Origin of the sequence: Leclercia sp. TB492 (assembly GCF_049974505.2) — a bacterium.
In the GTDB taxonomy this organism is placed as follows: Bacteria; Pseudomonadota; Gammaproteobacteria; order Enterobacterales; family Enterobacteriaceae; genus Enterobacter; species Enterobacter adecarboxylatus_C.
Window position 1 is genome coordinate 2362794 of the sequence record NZ_CM127572.1, and the last position, 17924, is coordinate 2380717.

At 57.3% G+C, this 17924-nt stretch carries 17 protein-coding genes; 7 read left to right on the forward strand and 10 right to left on the reverse strand.

Annotated features, from left to right (window positions below; all coding sequences use genetic code 11):
- The first annotated feature begins 1 nt into the window (after position 1).
- Entirely contained in the window at positions 2 to 1309 is a 1308-nt protein-coding gene (locus ACP4QI_RS11200; RefSeq protein WP_426494618.1) for an HdeD family acid-resistance protein, read from the forward strand.
- Here the strand turns inward: ACP4QI_RS11200 and ACP4QI_RS11205 are convergent.
- Entirely contained in the window at positions 1281 to 1679 is a 399-nt protein-coding gene (locus ACP4QI_RS11205) for a (R)-mandelonitrile lyase (RefSeq protein ID WP_285128717.1), read from the reverse strand. The genes ACP4QI_RS11200 and ACP4QI_RS11205 overlap by 29 nt on opposite strands.
- A gap of 111 nt (positions 1680 to 1790) precedes the next feature.
- Between ACP4QI_RS11205 and ACP4QI_RS11210 the strand changes: the two genes are divergently transcribed.
- Complete coding sequence (locus tag ACP4QI_RS11210; protein WP_285128716.1) at positions 1791 to 2681, forward strand: LysR family transcriptional regulator; 891 nt, start codon at positions 1791 to 1793, stop codon at positions 2679 to 2681.
- A 1-nt stretch (position 2682) separates the two neighbouring features.
- Here the strand turns inward: ACP4QI_RS11210 and ACP4QI_RS11215 are convergent, their stop codons facing one another.
- Positions 2683 to 3666, reverse strand: a complete 984-nt coding sequence (locus ACP4QI_RS11215; protein ID WP_426494617.1) for an aldo/keto reductase — start codon at positions 3664 to 3666, stop codon at positions 2683 to 2685.
- 324 nt (positions 3667 to 3990) lie between these two features.
- On the opposite strand from ACP4QI_RS11215, the gene ansP reads away from it, so the two are divergent.
- Positions 3991 to 5487, forward strand: coding sequence for an L-asparagine permease (ansP, locus tag ACP4QI_RS11220; protein ID WP_426494616.1), 1497 nt, complete (start codon positions 3991 to 3993; stop codon positions 5485 to 5487).
- Positions 5488 to 5671: 184 nt separating this feature from the next.
- Here ansP and ACP4QI_RS11225 read toward each other — a convergent pair whose 3' ends face one another.
- Positions 5672 to 6064: a RidA family protein gene (locus tag ACP4QI_RS11225; protein ID WP_142489546.1), complete on the reverse strand. Its 393-nt coding sequence runs from the start codon at positions 6062 to 6064 to the stop codon at positions 5672 to 5674.
- 128 nt (positions 6065 to 6192) lie between these two features.
- Here ACP4QI_RS11225 and ACP4QI_RS11230 point away from each other — a divergent pair, with 128 nt between their 5' ends.
- Positions 6193 to 6789: a TetR/AcrR family transcriptional regulator gene (locus ACP4QI_RS11230; protein WP_156263832.1), complete on the forward strand. Its 597-nt coding sequence runs from the start codon at positions 6193 to 6195 to the stop codon at positions 6787 to 6789.
- A 97-nt stretch (positions 6790 to 6886) separates the two neighbouring features.
- On the opposite strand, the gene yncE is transcribed toward ACP4QI_RS11230, so the two are convergent.
- Positions 6887 to 7948, reverse strand: a complete 1062-nt coding sequence (gene yncE, locus ACP4QI_RS11235; RefSeq protein WP_142489548.1) for a 7-bladed beta-propeller protein YncE — start codon at positions 7946 to 7948, stop codon at positions 6887 to 6889.
- A gap of 264 nt (positions 7949 to 8212) precedes the next feature.
- Between yncE and pqqU the strand changes: the two genes are divergently transcribed.
- Positions 8213 to 10327 (forward strand): TonB-dependent receptor PqqU, encoded by a 2115-nt coding sequence (gene pqqU, locus ACP4QI_RS11240; RefSeq protein ID WP_426494615.1) that lies wholly within the window; start codon positions 8213 to 8215, stop codon positions 10325 to 10327.
- Between the two features lie 35 nt (positions 10328 to 10362).
- Here pqqU and ACP4QI_RS11245 read toward each other — a convergent pair whose 3' ends face one another.
- From ACP4QI_RS11245 to ACP4QI_RS11260, 4 genes are all read right to left on the reverse strand, one after another.
- Complete coding sequence (locus ACP4QI_RS11245) at positions 10363 to 11901, reverse strand: methyl-accepting chemotaxis protein (RefSeq protein WP_426494614.1); 1539 nt, start codon at positions 11899 to 11901, stop codon at positions 10363 to 10365.
- A gap of 180 nt (positions 11902 to 12081) precedes the next feature.
- The gene (locus ACP4QI_RS11250; protein WP_142489551.1) at positions 12082 to 12750 is read right to left on the reverse strand and encodes a GntR family transcriptional regulator; all 669 of its coding nucleotides are present in this window, start codon (positions 12748 to 12750) and stop codon (positions 12082 to 12084) included.
- A 252-nt stretch (positions 12751 to 13002) separates the two neighbouring features.
- The gene (locus tag ACP4QI_RS11255) at positions 13003 to 14043 is read right to left on the reverse strand and encodes an NADP-dependent oxidoreductase (RefSeq protein ID WP_426494613.1); all 1041 of its coding nucleotides are present in this window, start codon (positions 14041 to 14043) and stop codon (positions 13003 to 13005) included.
- Positions 14044 to 14108: 65 nt separating this feature from the next.
- Positions 14109 to 14684, reverse strand: coding sequence for a helix-turn-helix domain-containing protein (locus tag ACP4QI_RS11260; RefSeq protein ID WP_142489553.1), 576 nt, complete (start codon positions 14682 to 14684; stop codon positions 14109 to 14111).
- Between the two features lie 149 nt (positions 14685 to 14833).
- Between ACP4QI_RS11260 and ACP4QI_RS11265 the strand changes: the two genes are divergently transcribed.
- Both ACP4QI_RS11265 and ACP4QI_RS11270 read left to right on the forward strand, forming a co-directional pair.
- Complete coding sequence (locus ACP4QI_RS11265) at positions 14834 to 15352, forward strand: GNAT family N-acetyltransferase (protein ID WP_426494612.1); 519 nt, start codon at positions 14834 to 14836, stop codon at positions 15350 to 15352.
- On the forward strand, positions 15349 to 15798 hold the full coding sequence (locus tag ACP4QI_RS11270) for a DMT family transporter (RefSeq protein ID WP_142489555.1): 450 nt from the start codon (positions 15349 to 15351) through the stop codon (positions 15796 to 15798). Before ACP4QI_RS11265 ends, ACP4QI_RS11270 begins: the two co-directional genes overlap by 4 nt.
- Before the next feature lie 2 nt (positions 15799 to 15800).
- Here ACP4QI_RS11270 and ACP4QI_RS11275 read toward each other — a convergent pair whose 3' ends face one another.
- Together ACP4QI_RS11275 and ACP4QI_RS11280 are read right to left on the reverse strand one after the other, a co-directional pair.
- Positions 15801 to 16034: a YdcY family protein gene (locus tag ACP4QI_RS11275; RefSeq protein ID WP_142489557.1), complete on the reverse strand. Its 234-nt coding sequence runs from the start codon at positions 16032 to 16034 to the stop codon at positions 15801 to 15803.
- A gap of 97 nt (positions 16035 to 16131) precedes the next feature.
- Positions 16132 to 17730: an ABC transporter substrate-binding protein gene (locus ACP4QI_RS11280; protein WP_285111830.1), complete on the reverse strand. Its 1599-nt coding sequence runs from the start codon at positions 17728 to 17730 to the stop codon at positions 16132 to 16134.
- Positions 17731 to 17924: the final 194 nt, after the last annotated feature.

Consider the following 17924-nt stretch of genomic DNA (forward strand, 5'->3'; position numbering starts at 1 on the left):
CATGCTGCAAATCGCTTTTTTGCTGGCCGGGGCGGCGTTTGTCCGCAGAGCAGCGCCGTTCTTCATGGTGGCCGGAATGCTCTGGGGCGGGCTGGGGCTGGCCATTTTTATCGATGGCCTGCAGGGTGGGCTGCACTTCCCCCTGCATATCTTTGGGCTGTTTCTGCTGCTCGACAGCCTGGTCTCTCTGGCGCTGGGCTCGGCGGCTAAAGGGACCCAGCGCGGGATTTTTTACTTTAAGGGCGGCGTGTTCCTGTTAATCGCCATTCTGATTTTATCGGGTCGCCATGACGGCACCCTGGCGCTGGCGATCGTCTTCGGGATTGCGTACTTCATTACCGGCCTGTTCACCATCGCCTCTGCGGTGGTGGTGCGCTTTAGCCACTGGCGTCGCGCCCTGCTCTCCGGGGTGTCGCAAATCCTGTTTGCTATTTTCCTGTTCCTGCCCTTTCCGACAGAACACGACGGCACCGTCTCGCAGTTTATCGGCATGGTGATGCTCACCGGCGGGGTGCACTCGGTGATCCTCTCCCTGCGGATGCGCCAGGTCCGCCACGGCCGCTCGGTATTCGATATTCTCGTCCCGCAGACGCTGAGGATTGGCGAGCGCGAGGCGCTCCCGCAGGAGGTTGAGAACACGACGGGTAATCAGCTGATCGTTCACGTCTGGACGCCGGAGGGCTCGGCTAAACAACAGACGCTCCCGCGTCCGGTGATCAACCGCTACATTGCCGCCGTGGATGCCGACGGCGTGATCTCGACCGGCCATGCGGCGCTGGAACTGCCGCCGACGCTCTATATCAGCCTCTACCCGGCGGCGGAGATTGACCGGTCACCGTCGGAGTTTTTTAACCTGCTGAAGGCGGTGGAGGCGAACACCGTGGCGGGCAAATATCAACCGGATTATCCCTTTGAAGCCAATATGTGGTGCGAGTCCGACCGCAAAATCCACTTCTCCACCTTTAATGCGACATCACTCACCCGTTTCTGGAACCATTACCGGCAAACCAAAACCTACAACCTGACCTGGCGAAACTGTTCCAGTAGCGTGGCGTATGCCCTCGAATCTGCCCTGGACGGCGCGTTAAAAGCGCGCTGTGCCCGGGGCGGTTTTATCCGGCTGCTGTTTATTCCTGAACTGTGGATTGCCGCGCAGTTGCGCAAGCGTGCCACCAACATGGCCTGGACGCCCGGGCTGGTGCTGGATTACACCCGGGCGCTGCATGCGGTGGTTCATCCCACCGACGTGTCGCTGCTCTACCTGATTAAAAAGAGATGGTTTACGGCTGCGGATACTGGTCGTCAGTGACTTTCTCCAGCCAGTCCACCGGGCTGCCGTTCACCGCTTCCGCAATGGCAATGTGCGTCATCGCCGTTTGCGCGCAGGCCCCGTGCCAGTGTTTGACTCCCGGCGGGATCCACGCGATATCCCCCTGATTGAGCTCTTCGGGCGCTTTGCCCCACTCCTGTAGCCAGCCGCGCCCCTGGGTGACGATCAGCGTTTGTCCCAGCGGATGGGTGTGCCATGCGGTGCGCGCGCCCGGCTCAAAGGTCACGGTTGCCCCGCCCACTTTTGCCGGCTCGGTAGCCTGAAAGGGTGCGTCAATGCGCACGGTGCCGGTAAACCAGGCCTCGGGGCCACGGACGGACGGTAATGAACCACTGCGGATAATTTTCATGCTGACTCCTCGTTTGCTGTTGCGTTAACAGTAGCGCAGGGCGGCGTCGAAGATTAGACTGCATAATCAGAAAGGAACCATGAGCACAATTCATATATCGGGAACGCCACGATGCTGAAAGACAATTTTAACGATCTGCTGTCGTTTATGGTGGTCGCCCGGGAGCGCAGTTTTACCCGCGCCGCAGCCCAGCTGGGCGTGTCGCAGTCTGCCCTGAGCCACGCAATGCGTAACCTCGAAGCGCGTCTCGATATGCGCCTCCTGACCCGCACCACCCGCAGCGTGGCGCCGACGGAAGCGGGCGAACAGCTGTTTATGCGCCTCAGCCCGCACCTGCTGGAAATCGAGCAGGAGCTGAGCGCCCTGCGCGACATGCGTGATACCCCAGCGGGCAATATCCGCATCACTGCCGGGGAACATGCCATGAGCGCGGTGCTGTGGCCGGTGCTGAAACCCTTTATGGCGCAATACCCGGATATCCATGTGGAAGTAACGGTAGATAACGGCCTGACGGACATCGTCGACGGACGTTTTGATGCCGGGGTGCGCTTAGGTGAGCAGGTGGCGAAAGATATGATTGCCGTGCGCATCGCCCCCGATATGCGGATGGCAGTGGTCGGTTCTCCGGACTATTTTGCCCGGCAGAGGGAGCCGCAAACGCCTGAACAGCTGGCGGAGCACCGCTGCATCAACATGCGTCTGCCGACGCGCGGCGGCCTGTATGCCTGGGAGTTCACTCAGGATGGGCGGGAGATCCGCGTCCGGGTGGACGGGCAACTGACCCTGAATAACTTGCCCCAGCGGCTGGATGCCGCCGAGGCCGGTCTTGGACTCGCCTATGTTCCCGAAGATACGGTGCAGGAGGCCATCCGCCAGGGGCGGCTGGTGCGGGTGCTGGAGGCCTACTGTCCGGCGTTTGACGGCTACCATCTCTACTACCCCAGCCGCCGTCAGCACACCACCGCCTTTGCCTTGCTGGTAGAAGCCTTACGTCGAACCTGAATTACTTCCCGACGCGCGCCTGCAGGTGCTGCGGATAACGGTCGCCTACCACGTCAATGTTCGCCAGCGTCTGGTTGATATTGCTCAGCGCCTCCGGTGACAACGTCACGCCTGCCGCGCCGAGGTTCTCTTCCAGCCGGTGCAATTTGGTGGTGCCGGGGATCGGCACAATCCACGGCGCTTTCGCCAGCAACCATGCGAGAGCGATTTGCGCAGGCGTCACGCCCTGCTCCGCCGCCAGCCGCTGCACCACATCCACCAGTTGCTGATTGGCCTGACGCGCGGCTTCGCTAAAGCGCGGCACCTGATTACGAAAATCGCTGCTGTCGAAGGTGGTTCCGGCGTTAATCGCCCCGGTCAGAAACCCTTTCCCCAGTGGGCTGAACGGCACAAAGCCGATATTCAGCTCTTCCAGTAAAGGCAAAATCGCCTGTTCCGGCTCGCGCCACCACAGAGAGTATTCGCTTTGCAGAGCGCTCACCGGGTAGACCGCATGCGCGCGGCGGATGGTCTCACCCCCGGCCTCCGACAGGCCAAAATGCTTCACTTTGCCTTCGGCAATCAGATCCGCAATGGTCCCCGCCACCTCTTCAATGGGCACATCGGGATCGACACGGTGCTGGTAGTAGAGATCGATAACCTCGGTTTTCAGTCGTTTTAGCGACCCTTCCACTGCGGTGCGAATATGTTCCGGGCGGCTGTTGAGCACTTGTCCGGGCTGTTCGCAGTCGAAGCCGAACTTGGTGGCAATCACCACCTGATCGCGCACCGGGGCCAGCGCTTCGCCCACCATCTCTTCGTTGAGCCAGGGGCCATAGATCTCGGCGGTATCAAAGAAGGTGACCCCCTTATCCACCGCGGCGCGGATCAGGCTAATAGCCTGCTGTTTGTCGGTAGCCGGGCCGTAGCCGAAACTCAGCCCCATACAGCCGAGGCCTAGCGCCGAAACCGTTAAGCCGTTTTTACCCAGTTGTCGTTGTTGCATTTTTCACCTCAAGCGTCTGTGTCTGAACGCCTTTACTGTAGGCACATTTATTTATGCATACTACAGCCGACAAATGCTTGTGGTTATGAGCCTGATTCATAAATGTACGGTGCGAAAAATTTAGTTCGATACGCATCACTTTCACTCCGTTATTTTTTGCGTCGAATATTAATTGCAGGTAGGATGCTTCGCCATGTTTTGCCTTATCCATACGCAGAATGACTGGAAAGGCAGCACATTTCCGCGCAAAAGCAATCGTTTGTATTGTGAACTGCCGGAGAGGACATCATGAAACATGATTCAGACAGGTAAACAGGTAACTCAATGAAAACAAGCAATAAAAGCGCAGCCGATCATCATGCTGCGAAACGTCGCTGGCTGAACGCCCACGAAGAGGGCTATCACAAGGCGATGGGCAACCGTCAGGTGCAGATGATCGCCATCGGCGGCGCTATCGGTACGGGGCTGTTTTTAGGTGCAGGCGCTCGTCTGCAGATGGCTGGCCCGGCCCTCGCACTGGTCTATCTGGTGTGCGGTATCTTCTCCTTCTTTATTCTGCGTGCCCTTGGCGAACTGGTGTTACACCGTCCGTCCAGCGGCAGCTTCGTCTCCTACGCCCGTGAGTTTCTCGGTGAAAAAGCCGCCTATGTCGCGGGCTGGATGTACTTCGTCAACTGGGCGATGACCGGGATCGTGGATATCACGGCGGTGGCGCTCTACATGCACTACTGGGGCGCGTTTGGCGATGTGCCTCAGTGGGTATTTGCCCTTGGCGCGCTGGCGATTGTCGGCACCATGAACATGATCGGCGTGAAGTGGTTCGCTGAGATGGAGTTCTGGTTTGCGCTGGTTAAGGTGCTGGCGATTGTGATCTTCCTGGTCGTCGGTACGGTGTTCCTCGGCAGCGGTAAACCGCTGGACGGCAACATGACCGGCTTCCATCTGATCACCGATAACGGCGGTTTCTTCCCGCACGGCCTTCTGCCGGCCTTGGTGCTGGTTCAGGGCGTGGTGTTCGCCTTTGCCTCCATTGAGCTGGTGGGTACTGCGGCGGGCGAATGTAAAGATCCAGAGAACATGGTGCCAAAGGCTATCAACAGCGTGATCTGGCGTATCGGCCTGTTCTATGTTGGCTCCGTGGTGCTGCTGGTTCTGCTCCTGCCGTGGAACGCCTACCAGGCGGGTCAAAGTCCGTTCGTGACCTTCTTCTCGAAGCTCGGCGTGCCGTACGTGGGCAGCATCATGAACATCGTGGTTCTCACCGCGGCGCTGTCGAGCCTGAACTCCGGCCTGTACTCCACCGGCCGTATCCTGCGCTCCATGTCGATGGGCGGTTCTGCACCGAAGTTTATGTCGAAGATGAGCAAGCAGCAGGTGCCGTACGCGGGCATTCTGGCGACCCTGGTGGTCTACGTCTTCGGCGTGTTCCTGAACTATCTGGTGCCGTCGCAGGTATTTGAGATCGTGCTGAACGTGGCGGCGCTGGGCATTATCGCCTCCTGGGCCTTTATCGTGGTGTGCCAGATGCGTCTGCGCAAAGCGATTAAGGCAGGCACCGCTGCCGACGTGAGCTTCAAAATGCCGGGCGCACCGGTCACCTCCTGGCTGACCCTGCTGTTCCTGTTCAGCGTGCTGGTGCTGATGGCGTTCGACTACCCGAACGGCACCTACACCATTGCGACTATCCCTCTGCTGGCGGTTCTGCTGGTAGCGGGCTGGTTTGGCGTACGTAAGCGCGTGCATGAGATCCACAGCACCGCGCCAAAACACCCGGACGATGAAAAGCAGGATGGTCTGCTGGTGGAAGAGACCTCAAGGTAAAAGCATGAATAAAAAAGGGAAGGCTGATGCCTTCCCTTTTTTTGCCCGGCGGCGCTGCGCTTGCACGGGCCTACAAAATCCGCACGCACATCCTTTCGTAGGCCGGGTAAGGCGAAGCCGCCACCCGGCAAACAGACCGCACTCACCCTTTTGCCCGGCAGCACTGCGCTTGCACGGGCCTGGATTACTGCGGAATGCGCGCAATCACCTTAATTTCGAAATCAAATCCTGCCAGCCAGGTCACGCCGACGGCGGTCCAGTTCGGATAAGGAGGCTGCGGGAAAATAGCCTGTTTGACCTGCATAATCACCGGAAACTGATTCTGCGGATCGGTATGGAAAGTCGTGACATCAATCAGATCGTCAAATGTACATCCCGCCGCGGCAAGCGTCGCTTTCAGGTTCTCAAACGCAAGCTGTACCTGAGCGGCAAAATCCGGCTCCGGCGTGCCATCGGCGCGGCTCCCCACTTGACCAGAAACAAAGAGTAAATCGCCGGAACGGATGGCGGCAGAGTAACCGTGCGCTTCATAGAGCGCATGTCGGTTTGCAGGGAAAATCGGTTCGCGCTGGATCATAGCGTGTCCTGTACTGTAGAGAAGGTTAAAAAACGTCAAGCGCAGCACGTAAGGATGATTTAATATACGTGGCGTATGTCACATTAATCACACATACGCCGCGTATGTCAAATGAAGATGGAGGACCTATGGTGGCCAAACGCCGCAGCGAAACGATGGAAGAGAACCGGGCAAAACTGATCCTGGCGGCAAGAAAAGCCTTTGCTGAAAAGGGCTTTGCCGCAGCATCAATGGATGAACTCACCGCCAGCGTCGGCCTTACTCGCGGGGCGCTGTACCACAATTTTGGCGATAAAAAAGGTCTCCTCGCCGCCGTTGTCGACCAGATAGATGGTGAAATGGCGCAACGCGCTAAGGCTGAGGCCGCTGATGTGGATGATGACTGGGAAAGACTGTTAGCCGAAGGGGTGGCCTATATTAAAATGGCGCTCGACCCGGAGGTGCAACGCATCGTTCTGTTGGATGGCCCTGCTTTTCTGGGCGACCCCGCCCAGTGGCCGGGTCAGCTGAGCTGCCTTGCATCCACCCGCCAGAGCATCATAAACATGCTCGAACGCGGCGAGATAAACCCCGTGAACGCGGATGCCGCGGCCTATATGTTAAACAGCGCCGCGATGAGCGCCGCGCTATGGATAGCGTCCAGCCAAGATCCCATGAAGGCGCTGCCGGACATTATTGCGGTGTTTACGCAGCTGGCATGCGGCCTGTGCCAGCGCCCGGAATAACATATTTGCCCGGCGGCGCTGCGCTTGCACGGGCCTACGGTTTACGTGGTGTTGTAGGCCGGGTAAGCCGCAGCCGCCACCCGGCACGGGACTTCACTTACAGCGCGATACGGATCACATCATCCGGCTGGGTTGCTTCCTGCTGGCGGGAAGACTTCTGCTTCACCGTCACGAACAGGGTTTTACCGTCGGCAGAGAGCGCCAGGCTGTTCGGGAAGGTCGGAGTGTCGAGGGTTTTCGTCACTTTATAGGTTTTCGCATCAATCACGCTCACCTTACCCGCTTCACGGTGGGTCACGTAGGCTTCATTACGTGCCGGGTTGAAGAGCACGGCCAGTGACTCAGGCGCCGCCACTTTGCTGATGACGCTGCCGTCTTTCAGGGAGATGACCAGCACTTCCGGCTGCTTAGAGTCGGTGATAAACGCGCGCTGGCCCTTCACGTCGAGGCTCAGGTTCAGATAGAAGTGCTCCTTGCCGTCGTCCTGCAGTTTTTTGCGCTCGATGATTTTATGGGTCGCGGTATCGATGGTCAGCAGCTCGCCGTCGCCGTTGGTGGTGTACAGGCGCTTAGCCTGCGCATCCAGCGCCAGACCGGTGCTGAACTTGCCGGTGCCGGTGATGGTCTCTTTCAGCTTCAGCGTTTCGCCGTCCACCACCCAAATCACGCTCTCTTTACCGATACCGGTGATATAGACGGTGTTAGTGGTGTCATCTGCCACCAGCTCACGCGGCTGCAGCGGTTTGACGGTTTCGCTGCGCTTACGATCGTCAAGCACCAGACGGCCCTTCACGTCACCGGTTTTGGCGTCAATCGCCGTCACCGCACTGTTGGTGGTGTTACCAAACCACAGCGTCTGGGTGGCGTTGTTGATAGTGGCACCAAAAGGTTTCAGGTCGCTATGAATAGCCTGTGTCACTTCCAGGGTCAGCGGATCGAGACGGTAAACCACCCCACCTTTATCGGTTTTGCGGCTCTGGGTGGTAGCGACCCACAATGCGTTCTCCTGCTGGCTGACGGCCATCTCATACGCGCCCTTACCCACCGCTTTACGCAGCATCTCTTCGGCGGCATGAACATTAAAGGTCCCGGCGACCAGCAGAGAACCTAACAGCAGTGAGCCACGCAGACGCGGCGAGCACAGGTGACGTAAATTCATAACAACTCCCTTTTAACGTAGATGGTATCGGTGACATCGCTTCCGGCTGGCAAAGTCATCGCTTCGCCTGATTATTGATGAGAATAGTAATCATTATTTATCGCAATGTGGAGTAATTCTTGATCGCATCAAGACGATCCGCCGATTTATCCTACACTTTGATTAACGCTATGTGCTTTTATGGTTTTCAAAACATTTACAAAAGATTTACCATATAAGTACATGTTCCATTTGGTTCGTCATTCCCTTAACCGGCTTTTATTCATGAAAATCATTTCTGCCCGTAAGGCAACGCTTCCCCTGCTGTTGGTTCCTGTTATTTTTTCGCCTGTCGCCACGATGGCGGCCGAAGAGCAAACCATGATCGTCAGCGCGTCGCCGCAAACGCTCTCTGAGCTGGATACGCCTGCGGCGGTCAGCGTGGTCAACGGCGATGATATGCGCCAGGCCACCCCGCGCATTAACCTCTCTGAAACCCTCGGCAGCGTTCCTGGACTACAAATCCAGAACCGTCAGAACTACGCCCAGGATCTCCAGCTGTCGACCCGCGGTTTCGGTGCCCGCTCCACCTTCGGGGTGCGCGGTATTCGTCTGTACGTCGACGGGATACCGGCCACCATGCCGGACGGCCAGGGGCAAACCTCCAACATTGATATCAACAGCATCGAGAGCGTAGAGGTGCTGCGCGGGCCGTTTTCCGCTCTGTACGGCAACGCCTCGGGCGGCGTGATAAATATGACCACCGAAACCGGACGTCAACCCACCACCGTGGAAGCCAGCAGCTATTACGGCAGCTACGGCAGCTGGCGCTACGGCATGAAAGCCACCGGGGCGATGGGTGACGGCACCCAGCCTGGGGATGTGGATTACACCGTCTCCACCACCCGCTTCACCACTCACGGCTATCGCGATCACAGCGGCGCGCGTAAAAACCTCGCCAACGCCAAACTGGGCGTGCGTATCGACGACGCCAGCAAGCTGACCCTGATTTTTAACAGCGTCGATATGAAAGCCAACGATCCCGGCGGGCTGGATTATCAAGAGTGGCGGGACAACCCGCGTCAGTCACCGCGAGGCGATCAGTACAATACCCGTAAAACCATCAAGCAGACCCAGGCGGGCCTGCGCTATGAGCGCCAGCTGAGCGCGCAGGACGATCTCAGCGTGATGGCCTACGCTGGCGAACGTGAGATGACCCAGTACCAGTCGATCCCTTACCAGCCACAGCTGCGCCCGACCCACGCGGGCGGCGTGATCGACATGCAGCGCCACTACCAGGGGATCGACACCCGCTGGACCCACCGTGGGGAACTGCTGGTACCGATGACCTTCACCACCGGGTTGAACTACGAAAACCTGAGCGAAGATCGTCGCGGGTATGAAAACTACGTCATGAACAACGGCGTGCCGGATTATGGCGTCAAAGGGGCGAAACGCCGCGATGAGCGCAACCTGATGTGGAACGTCGACCCTTACCTGCAAACCAACTGGCAGCTGACGGATAAGCTTTCCCTCGACGCGGGCGTGCGCTACAGCTCGGTGTGGTTTGATTCGAACGATCACTATGTGAAGGGCGCAAACGGCGATGACAGCGGCGATGCCAGCTACCACAAATGGCTCCCGGCAGGCGCGCTGAAGTACCGCGTGACCGATGCCTGGAACGTCTATGCCGCTGCGGGCCGTGGTTTTGAGACCCCGACCATCAACGAACTCTCCTACCGTTCCGATAACCAGAGCGGCCTCAACTTCGGCCTCAAGCCGTCGACCAACAATACTTACGAGGTGGGGAGCAAAACGCGGGTCGGCAATGGCCTCTTTACCGCGGCGCTGTTCCGCACCGATACCGACGATGAGATCGTGGTCGACGCCAGCTCAGGCGGACGCACCAGCTATAAAAACGCGGGTAAAACCCGTCGTCAGGGCGTGGAGCTTTCACTCGATCAGCAGTTTGCCGAGAACTGGAAGCTGAAGATGGCGTGGACGTACCTGGATGCCACCTACCGCACCAACGTTTGTGGTGACGCAGACTGCGAAGGCAACCGGATGCCGGGCATTGCGCGCAACATGGGCTATGCCTCCTTTGGCTGGCAGCCTGAAGAGGGCTGGTATGCGGGATCGGATGTGCGCTACATGAGCGACATCGAGGCCGATGACGAAAACACCGCCAAAGCTCCCTCTTATACCGTCGTGGGCCTGAATACCGGCTATAAGCTGAACGTCGGCAACTGGGGCATGGACGTCTTTGGCCGCGTGGATAACCTGTTCGACAAAGAGTATGTCGGCTCGGTTATCGTCAACGAATCAAACGGGCGTTACTACGAACCGGCTCCGGGGCGTAACTACGGGGTGGGCCTTTCCGTCTCGTATCGCTTCGAGTAATAAAAAACCCGGCAGCCCAGGCTGCCGGTTTTGTTTTATGCCATCTGCGCGCGCTGCTCCAGACGGAACGCGGCTACCAGCGACTCCAGCAGACGGGCCTGGTCTTCCAGCGCCCCTGCCGCCGTCGAGGATGCACCCACCAGCGAGGCGTTTTGCTGGGTGGTGGTGTCCAGCTCCATCACCGCACGGGAGATCTGCTCAATGCCGCGGCTCTGCTCTTCGGAAGCCGAGGAGATCTCACCCATGATATCGTTGACGCGGGTCACCGAGTCCACCACCTGCTCCATGGTCTGCCCGGCTTTCGCCACCAGATCGCTACCGGTGTTGATACGCGTGACCGATTCGCTGATCAGCAGTTCGATATCTTTCGCCGCCTGAGAGCTGCGCTGCGACAGGCTGCGCACTTCGCTGGCCACGACCGCAAAGCCGCGCCCCTGCTCCCCCGCGCGCGCCGCTTCTACCGCGGCATTCAGCGCCAGAATATTGGTCTGGAAGGCGATGCTGTTGATCACCGCCGTGATATCGGCAATTTTTTGCGAGCTGGTATTAATGTCGCTCATGGTGCTCACCACATCGCGCATCACCCGTCCGCCCTGGGTGGCGGTTTGCGAGGCTTCTGCCGCCAGCTGGCTGGCGTGACGGGCGTTATCGGCGTTGTTTTTCACCGTGGCGGTCAGCTCTTCCATGCTGGCTGCGGTTTGCACCACGGCCGCGGCCTGCTGCTCGGTGCGCGATGACAGGTCGGTATTGCCTTCGGCAATTTCGCTTGCCGCCAGCGACACCTGCGCCACGCTGCTGCGGACTTCGCCAATCATCAGCCGCAGTTTATCGTTCATCCTTCCCATCGCCCCGGTCAGTTTGCCCAGTTCGTCTTCACCCTGCGGGAGAATATCCGAGCTGAGATCGCCGCTGGCAATGCGCTCGGCCAGCTGAAGGTTGTGTTTAACAGGATGGGTGATCTGACGGGTAACCCACCAGGAGACGAGGATCCCGAAGAGAACGGCCACCACGCCAATAATGGCGGTGATGGTGCTGGAGCTGTAGGCCAGCGAGTCGTTATGGACTTTGACCAGCGCGATGATGTCGCGGATCGCAGCGCTGCTGTCGTCCCCTGCGGTTTTGACTTTGTCTTCCGCCGCCTTCAGGGCTGCTGTTGCAGCATGATCGTTTTTGTCCGCGCGCCAGGCCGCCATCGCGGTCTGCATTTCGCTCACGCTGCTGCCAAAACGGGCCAGATGCCCGGCAATGGTGTCAATGATCGCTTTCTCTTTGGGTGTCCACTCCAGCTGCTGGGCTTCAGCGGTCAGGTCGGCAGCATGCCTGACGTAGTTCGCCATCAGCTGACCGGATTTTTCGTCACCGTTATAGAGGAATTTAAGGCGGTTTATCTTGGCCTGGAAGACCTCGATATTGATGTTATAGATCAGGTTAGTTTGCTGATAGACGTCGCGAATCTCTTTGAAGCGCTGCACGCTCAACAGCGTCGATACCGCCACCAGCAGCAGCACCAGACCAAAACCTGTCGCGAGCTTTCTGCTCATTTTTATATTACGTAATCGTTGACTGACACTCATTCCTGGCTCCTTAGAAGGCAACTGTGCCTTTTAGGGTTATCGGCAGGTGTTGTGGTTAATTCATAGCCAGGCTGGTCTTATCAGTTTGAAAGGAAATAGCATTTCCGGCAGCACAATGACCGCCGGAAAATAATGCAAGGAAATAGTCCGTGATATTACCGCTTCGCTTGTTTAAGTAAATTACGGTAAAAACTGCTTAATCAATATGGCATTTGCCTCGTCGATGACTTTGTCAATCGCCGCGCGGCTGGCTTCTGTATCGCCCTGTTCCAGGGCAGTGAGTAATTCATCGTAGCGATAGGAGCGGCACGGCAGCACAATTTCGGGATCGTACAGACAGTTGAAACAGGGTCCAATACGCACCCATAACTGCTCAATCAGCGCCATCAGCGTTGGCATATCCGCATAGTGATAGAGCGTGAAGCGAAAAGCCCGGTTGGCATGAAGCGCACGCTCCACCTCTCCATTGCTCATCGCATCATGAAAATTGTCGGAGAGAGTACGCAGAGTGGCGATCCGCTCATCAGACATCTGCTCGCACGCCGCCGCAACGGCCATGCACTCCAGCTCCTTACGGATGGCATTGACTTCGTTGTAGCGCTCAAGCGAGACTTCCGGCACCAGAAACGCTTGCGCCGGGGTGGCGTGCAGCGCGCCAGCGGAGACCAACCGCAGCAGTGCTTCACGAACAGGAGTAATACTGGTACCTAACTTATCCGCAATCTCTTTGGTGACGAGCCGTGCGCCTGGTTTCAGGGCCCCTGCAATCAGGGCACCTTTCAGACTCACCTCAACTTGCATCGTCAGGCTCATTCGTTGAGCCTTTTCTAAATTGTCCAAATCCAGCATGTTCAATTCCTGTTACCAACACTTAACTTATATTCCACAGTGATAAACTGACCGCTGCGGGAAAGATATATCCTGTATCTTCATGCCTGATTAACTTTAAAAAAAGTCATCCATCAAAACCAAAATTAATTGATTAATTAATGTCCCTCATTACGTATATGGCGACCGGACTAATCTATGTTGGTATAATTAAAGACGTTATTTCGAATTTTGCCCAGGTAATTATGGCGGAATAATCCGCCATAACAGGTACTATAAGTTATTGTTCGCGACACGTATCACGACTTTACCGAAGTTTTTTCCCTCCAGCAGTCCGATCAGTGCCTGAGGGGCATTTTCCAGCTCGTCCGTGACCTGTTCACGGTAGTGGATTTTGCCCTCCTGGACCCAGCGGCCCATCTCCTGCTGAAATTCTGCGATGCGATAACCATAGTCCTGGTTAATGATAAAGCCCTGCATGCGGATGCGTTTCTTCAGGATGGTGCCCATCAGCAGCCCAAGACGATCCGGCCCAGGCGGCAGGTCGGTGGCGTTGTATCCGCTGACCAGCCCGCACACCGGCACGCGCGCCGCGGTATTCAGCAGCGGCAGCACGGCATCAAACACCTTGCCGCCAACATTTTCATAATAAATATCAATACCCTGCGGGCACGCCTGTTTAAGCTGCTCGGCAAAATCCGCGGCGTGGTGATCCACACAGTGGTCAAAGCCCAGCACCTCGACTGCATGACGGCACTTTTCCGCACCGCCGGCAACGCCCACCACCCGACAGCCTTTCAGCTTGCCAATCTGGCCGACGGTTGCGCCCACCGGGCCGGTAGCCGCAGCGACCACCAGCGTCTCACCTGATTTCGGCTGACCAATATCAAGCAGCCCCATATAGGCGGTGAAGCCGGGCATCCCCAGCACGCCTAACGACCAGGAGGGGTGTTCGGGGTCTGTACCCAGTTTGACCAGCCCGCTGCCGTCAGAGACTTCATAGTCCTGCCAGCCACTGTAGCCCAGCACCCATTCGCCGGGTTGATAGTCAGGATGATTCGATTTTTCCACGCGGCTGACGGTGCCGCCTACCATCACCGTACCGATCTCCACCGGCGGCGAGTAGGACGGCGCATCGCTCATGCGGCCGCGCATATAGGGATCGAGCGACAGCCAGATAGTGCGCAGCAGAAGCTGGCCGTCGGCAGGTTCCGGAATAGATGTGGTTTCAAAGCGAAAGTTATCAGTGGTGGGTGCGCCATGGGGGCGGGAAGCCAGAAGCCATTGACGATTCTGCGTTGAAGATTGACTCATACCTCACTCCTGTTTAGACAAACGTCCTTAGAGACTAGCCGCATCTTCCTCTGTCTGCTTTGACATTACGAGCCAGACTGGTTCAGCCTGACGACCAGATACACGCAGGGCTCGCGGCTTTCGTTGATAAACCGACAATCGTTAGGTGGGCCTAATTCCAGGCAGTCCCCGGCGCGCATTTCGTGGCGGGTATCCCCTTCCAGGAACACCAGTTCGCCAGACTGGAGCCAGATTAACTGGCGTGCAAGGGCATAAGAAGAGGCTGGCATCGGCACGTCGCTGCCGCCGGGCAGTTCAACCTGCACCATATCGATAGGCAGATCGGAGCGCGGCGAGACGTGACGACGCAGATAGTGCGTCTGCGGATCGCGCCATACCGGCTGGTTGGCAAAGCGCAACAGCTTGCCTTCCTGCAGTTCAGCGCGCGCAATAAGCGTGGACATGCTGATGCCAAACGCCCCGGAAAGCCGTGCCAGCAGCGTGGCCGTTGGGCTACTCTCAGCACGTTCAATTTTGTGGATCATCGCCCGTGAGACACCGGCGCGTTCCGCCAGCTCGCTCAGAGACCAGCCTCGGGATTCACGCTCCAGCCGGATGCGTGCGCTGATCCGTTGATTAATATTGTCTGGCATAGTATTCATCACGTAATACTATAGTGAAAGTAATGGATTACAACGTGCTTTTTCCATAATAAAAAGATATGGCTTATACCGTAGCGTTTAGCCTGTCACCCTGTGTAATATTGTGACGAAACGTACCACTATAGTGAACACACAGCCTGAGGATCGCCATGATTATTCGTCACGCCTTAAAAGAGGATTGCGCCGCCATCGGTGAGATTTATAACCACGCGGTTCTGCACACCGCCGCGATCTGGAACGATGCCACGGTCGATACCGATAACCGTATCGCATGGTACGAGGCGCGCCAACTGGCCGGATACCCGGTGCTGGTGAGCGTGGAAAACGAAGTGGTGACGGGCTATGCCTCGTTCGGTGACTGGCGTGCCTTCGACGGCTTTCGCCATACCGTTGAGCATTCGGTGTACGTTCATTCCGACCATCAGGGCAAAGGCATTGGTCGCGAGCTGATGAAGGCCCTGATCGCGGAAGCGCGTCGCATCGGTAAACACGTGATGGTGGCAGGGATTGAAGCGCAGAACGGCGCCTCACTACATCTGCATGAGACCCTGGGTTTTGTCACTACCGGACAGATGCCGCAGGTGGGCACCAAGTTTGGCCGCTGGCTGGATCTGACCTTTATGCAGCTGCAGCTCGACGAGCGCACCGACCCGGATGCTATCGGATGAATCAGTCCCTGACCCTGGTGTTTCTGGTGGCGGCAGGCATTGGCCTGGTGGTGCAGAACACGCTGATGGTGCGCATCACCCAGACCTCGAGCACCATTCTTATCGCCATGCTGCTCAACTCGCTGGTGGGCATTGTGCTGTTTGTGTCGATCCTGCTGATTAAAAACGGTGTCGCCGGGTTCAGCGAGCTGGTGCACCAGGTGCGCTGGTGGACCCTAATTCCCGGCCTGCTGGGGTCTTTCTTTGTTTTTGCCAGCATCAGCGGGTATCAGTATGTCGGGGCCGCAACGACCATTGCGGTGCTGGTCGCCAGCCAGTTGATTGGCGGTCTGGTGATGGACGTGGTGCGCAGCCAGGGGGTACCGTTAAAGGCGCTGATCGGTCCGGTATGCGGCGCGGTACTGTTGGTGATTGGCGCCTGGCTGGTGGCAAGGCGCTCGTTCTGAATTCAGAGGATCACGCCGCCTTTGGTCAGGCTCTCTTCGCGGGCTTCCTGCTCCTCTTTATAATGTTTGCCGTGATGGGCAATGGTCGTGCGCAGACGCTGCTGCTGGGTATAGCGATCTTCCCGGCTTAATTCGCTGTCTTCGCTTAGTTCAATCAGCAGTTCATTCATATGAACGATCACGCTTTCCGCCACCGCGGCATCAACGCGGGCGATAACTTCCTCTAAATGTGACATTGTCACTCCTTATTAGTCTGCCCGGCGGCGCTGCGCTTGCCGGGCCTACGGGTGCATGGGTAGGCCGGGTAAGGCAAAGCCGCCACCCGGCAATCCGTCAGTTCAGCTTCGCCTTCGAGAAATCGCTTCCCATCAGGCTCACGCTGTACCCGCTTACGTTGCTGCGGGTGGCATAGAAGGTTTTGCCGTTCGCCAGCGCAATCCACGGGGCCTGCTGGTAGAAGATCTCCTGCGCCTGGCTGTAAAGCTTCGCGCGGGCAGCCGGATCGCTGGTCAGCTTCGCCTTCTGGACCAGGTCATCATAGCCCTTGTCGCACCAGCGTGCAGCATTGGAGCCGGTTTTAATGCTGTTACAGCCCAGCAGCACGTCAGCAAAGTTATCCGGGTCGCCGTTATCCGACATCCAGCCAAACAGCGCGCTGTCGTGTTCGCCTTTACGCATCCCGGAGAGATATTCGCCCCACTCGTAAGAGACGATTTTCGCCTTGATCCCCACCTTCGCCCAGTCGCTCTGGATCATCTCGGCAATGCGGCGTGAGTTCGGGTTATACGGACGCTGCACCGGCATCGACCACAGCGTCACTTCCGCCCCTTGCTCCAGCCCGGCCTGTTTCAGCAGCGCTTTCGCTTTTTCCGGATCGTAACCGTAGTCCTGCAGATCTTTGTTAAAGCCCATCATGTTCGGCGGGATCGGCGATTTTGCAACCGTACCGGAGCCCATAAACACCGCGTTGATAATGGCGTTCTTATCGGTGGCATAGTTCAGCGCCTGGCGCACCAGCACGTTATCAAACGGCTTTTTCTCGGTATTAAACGCCAGATAGCCGACGTTCAGCGCATCCACCGAGTGGAGGGTCAGATCTTTGTTTTTCTTGATCACGTCAAACTGCACCGGAGATGGCGCAGGAATGATCTGGCACTCGTTGGTCTGCAACTTCGCCAGGCGGGTTTCGACGTTCGGCGTAATGGAGAAGATCAGGTGTTTGGTCGGCACCGCGCCATCCCAGTAGTCAGGGTTAGCCAGATAGCGGATCTGCGAGTCGGTTTTATACTGCTGAAGCACGTACGGCCCGGTGCCAATCGGCCAGGTATCTACGTTTTCCGGGGTGCCTTTTTTCAGCATCGCGTCGGCATATTCCGCGGAGAGGATCGAGGCGAAGTCCATTCCCCAGTCGGCGAGGAACGCGGCATTCGGTTCGCTCAGCACAAACTGGACGTGGGTATCATCCACCTTCTTCACCTCCTGGATCAGTTTATCCAGGCCGACGTCATTGAAGTATTCATAGTTGCCCTGCGACACTTTGTGATACGGATGATTAGGGTCTTTCTGACGCAGCACCGAGAAAATAACGTCGTCGGCATTAAAGTCGCGGGTCGGTTTAAAGAATTTATTACTGTTGAACTTCACTCCTTTGCGCAGGGTAAAGGTATAGGTTTTACCGTCCGGGGAGATGGTCCAGGATTCAGCCAGCGACGGAACCGGGGTGTTTTTCACCGGATCGAAGTTAATCAGGCGGTTGTACAGCACCTGCGAACTGGCGACAAAGGTCGGGCCGGAGCTGGCGATTTGCGGGTTAAACGACTCAGGCGAGGCCTCTGAGCAGTAGATAATGGTGTCGTTATTCGCCGCCGAGGCGGCACCTGCCGGTAACAGCGCGCTTAATGCCAGCGCGAGGAGAGTTTTCCCTGTAGACATGTTTATTACCTGTTTGGTTTTATTATATAGAATGGTAATAACAGCACAGCCCCTCTCCCCTGGCAAATAACGAAACACTATCAGGTTATTCTAAAGCAGTTATTTCCGCTGATTTTCCCACCACCTGCGGGAGAGTGATTTGTCTTAAGGTACATTCAACGTCAAGCACTTTCCGCTGCCTCAATGCTGTAAGA

Coding starts and splice junctions, on each gene's coding strand:
- ACP4QI_RS11200 (WP_426494618.1), top strand. CDS start 2: ATGCTGCAAATCGCTTTTTTGCTGGCCGGGGCGGCGTTTGTCCGCAGA.
- ACP4QI_RS11205 (WP_285128717.1), bottom strand. CDS start 1,679: ATGAAAATTATCCGCAGTGGTTCATTACCGTCCGTCCGTGGCCCCGAG.
- ACP4QI_RS11210 (WP_285128716.1), top strand. CDS start 1,791: ATGCTGAAAGACAATTTTAACGATCTGCTGTCGTTTATGGTGGTCGCC.
- ACP4QI_RS11215 (WP_426494617.1), bottom strand. CDS start 3,666: ATGCAACAACGACAACTGGGTAAAAACGGCTTAACGGTTTCGGCGCTA.
- ansP (WP_426494616.1), top strand. CDS start 3,991: ATGAAAACAAGCAATAAAAGCGCAGCCGATCATCATGCTGCGAAACGT.
- ACP4QI_RS11225 (WP_142489546.1), bottom strand. CDS start 6,064: ATGATCCAGCGCGAACCGATTTTCCCTGCAAACCGACATGCGCTCTAT.
- ACP4QI_RS11230 (WP_156263832.1), top strand. CDS start 6,193: ATGGTGGCCAAACGCCGCAGCGAAACGATGGAAGAGAACCGGGCAAAA.
- yncE (WP_142489548.1), bottom strand. CDS start 7,948: ATGAATTTACGTCACCTGTGCTCGCCGCGTCTGCGTGGCTCACTGCTG.
- pqqU (WP_426494615.1), top strand. CDS start 8,213: ATGAAAATCATTTCTGCCCGTAAGGCAACGCTTCCCCTGCTGTTGGTT.
- ACP4QI_RS11245 (WP_426494614.1), bottom strand. CDS start 11,901: ATGAGTGTCAGTCAACGATTACGTAATATAAAAATGAGCAGAAAGCTC.
- ACP4QI_RS11250 (WP_142489551.1), bottom strand. CDS start 12,750: ATGCTGGATTTGGACAATTTAGAAAAGGCTCAACGAATGAGCCTGACG.
- ACP4QI_RS11255 (WP_426494613.1), bottom strand. CDS start 14,043: ATGAGTCAATCTTCAACGCAGAATCGTCAATGGCTTCTGGCTTCCCGC.
- ACP4QI_RS11260 (WP_142489553.1), bottom strand. CDS start 14,684: ATGAATACTATGCCAGACAATATTAATCAACGGATCAGCGCACGCATC.
- ACP4QI_RS11265 (WP_426494612.1), top strand. CDS start 14,834: ATGATTATTCGTCACGCCTTAAAAGAGGATTGCGCCGCCATCGGTGAG.
- ACP4QI_RS11270 (WP_142489555.1), top strand. CDS start 15,349: ATGAATCAGTCCCTGACCCTGGTGTTTCTGGTGGCGGCAGGCATTGGC.
- ACP4QI_RS11275 (WP_142489557.1), bottom strand. CDS start 16,034: ATGTCACATTTAGAGGAAGTTATCGCCCGCGTTGATGCCGCGGTGGCG.
- ACP4QI_RS11280 (WP_285111830.1), bottom strand. CDS start 17,730: ATGTCTACAGGGAAAACTCTCCTCGCGCTGGCATTAAGCGCGCTGTTA.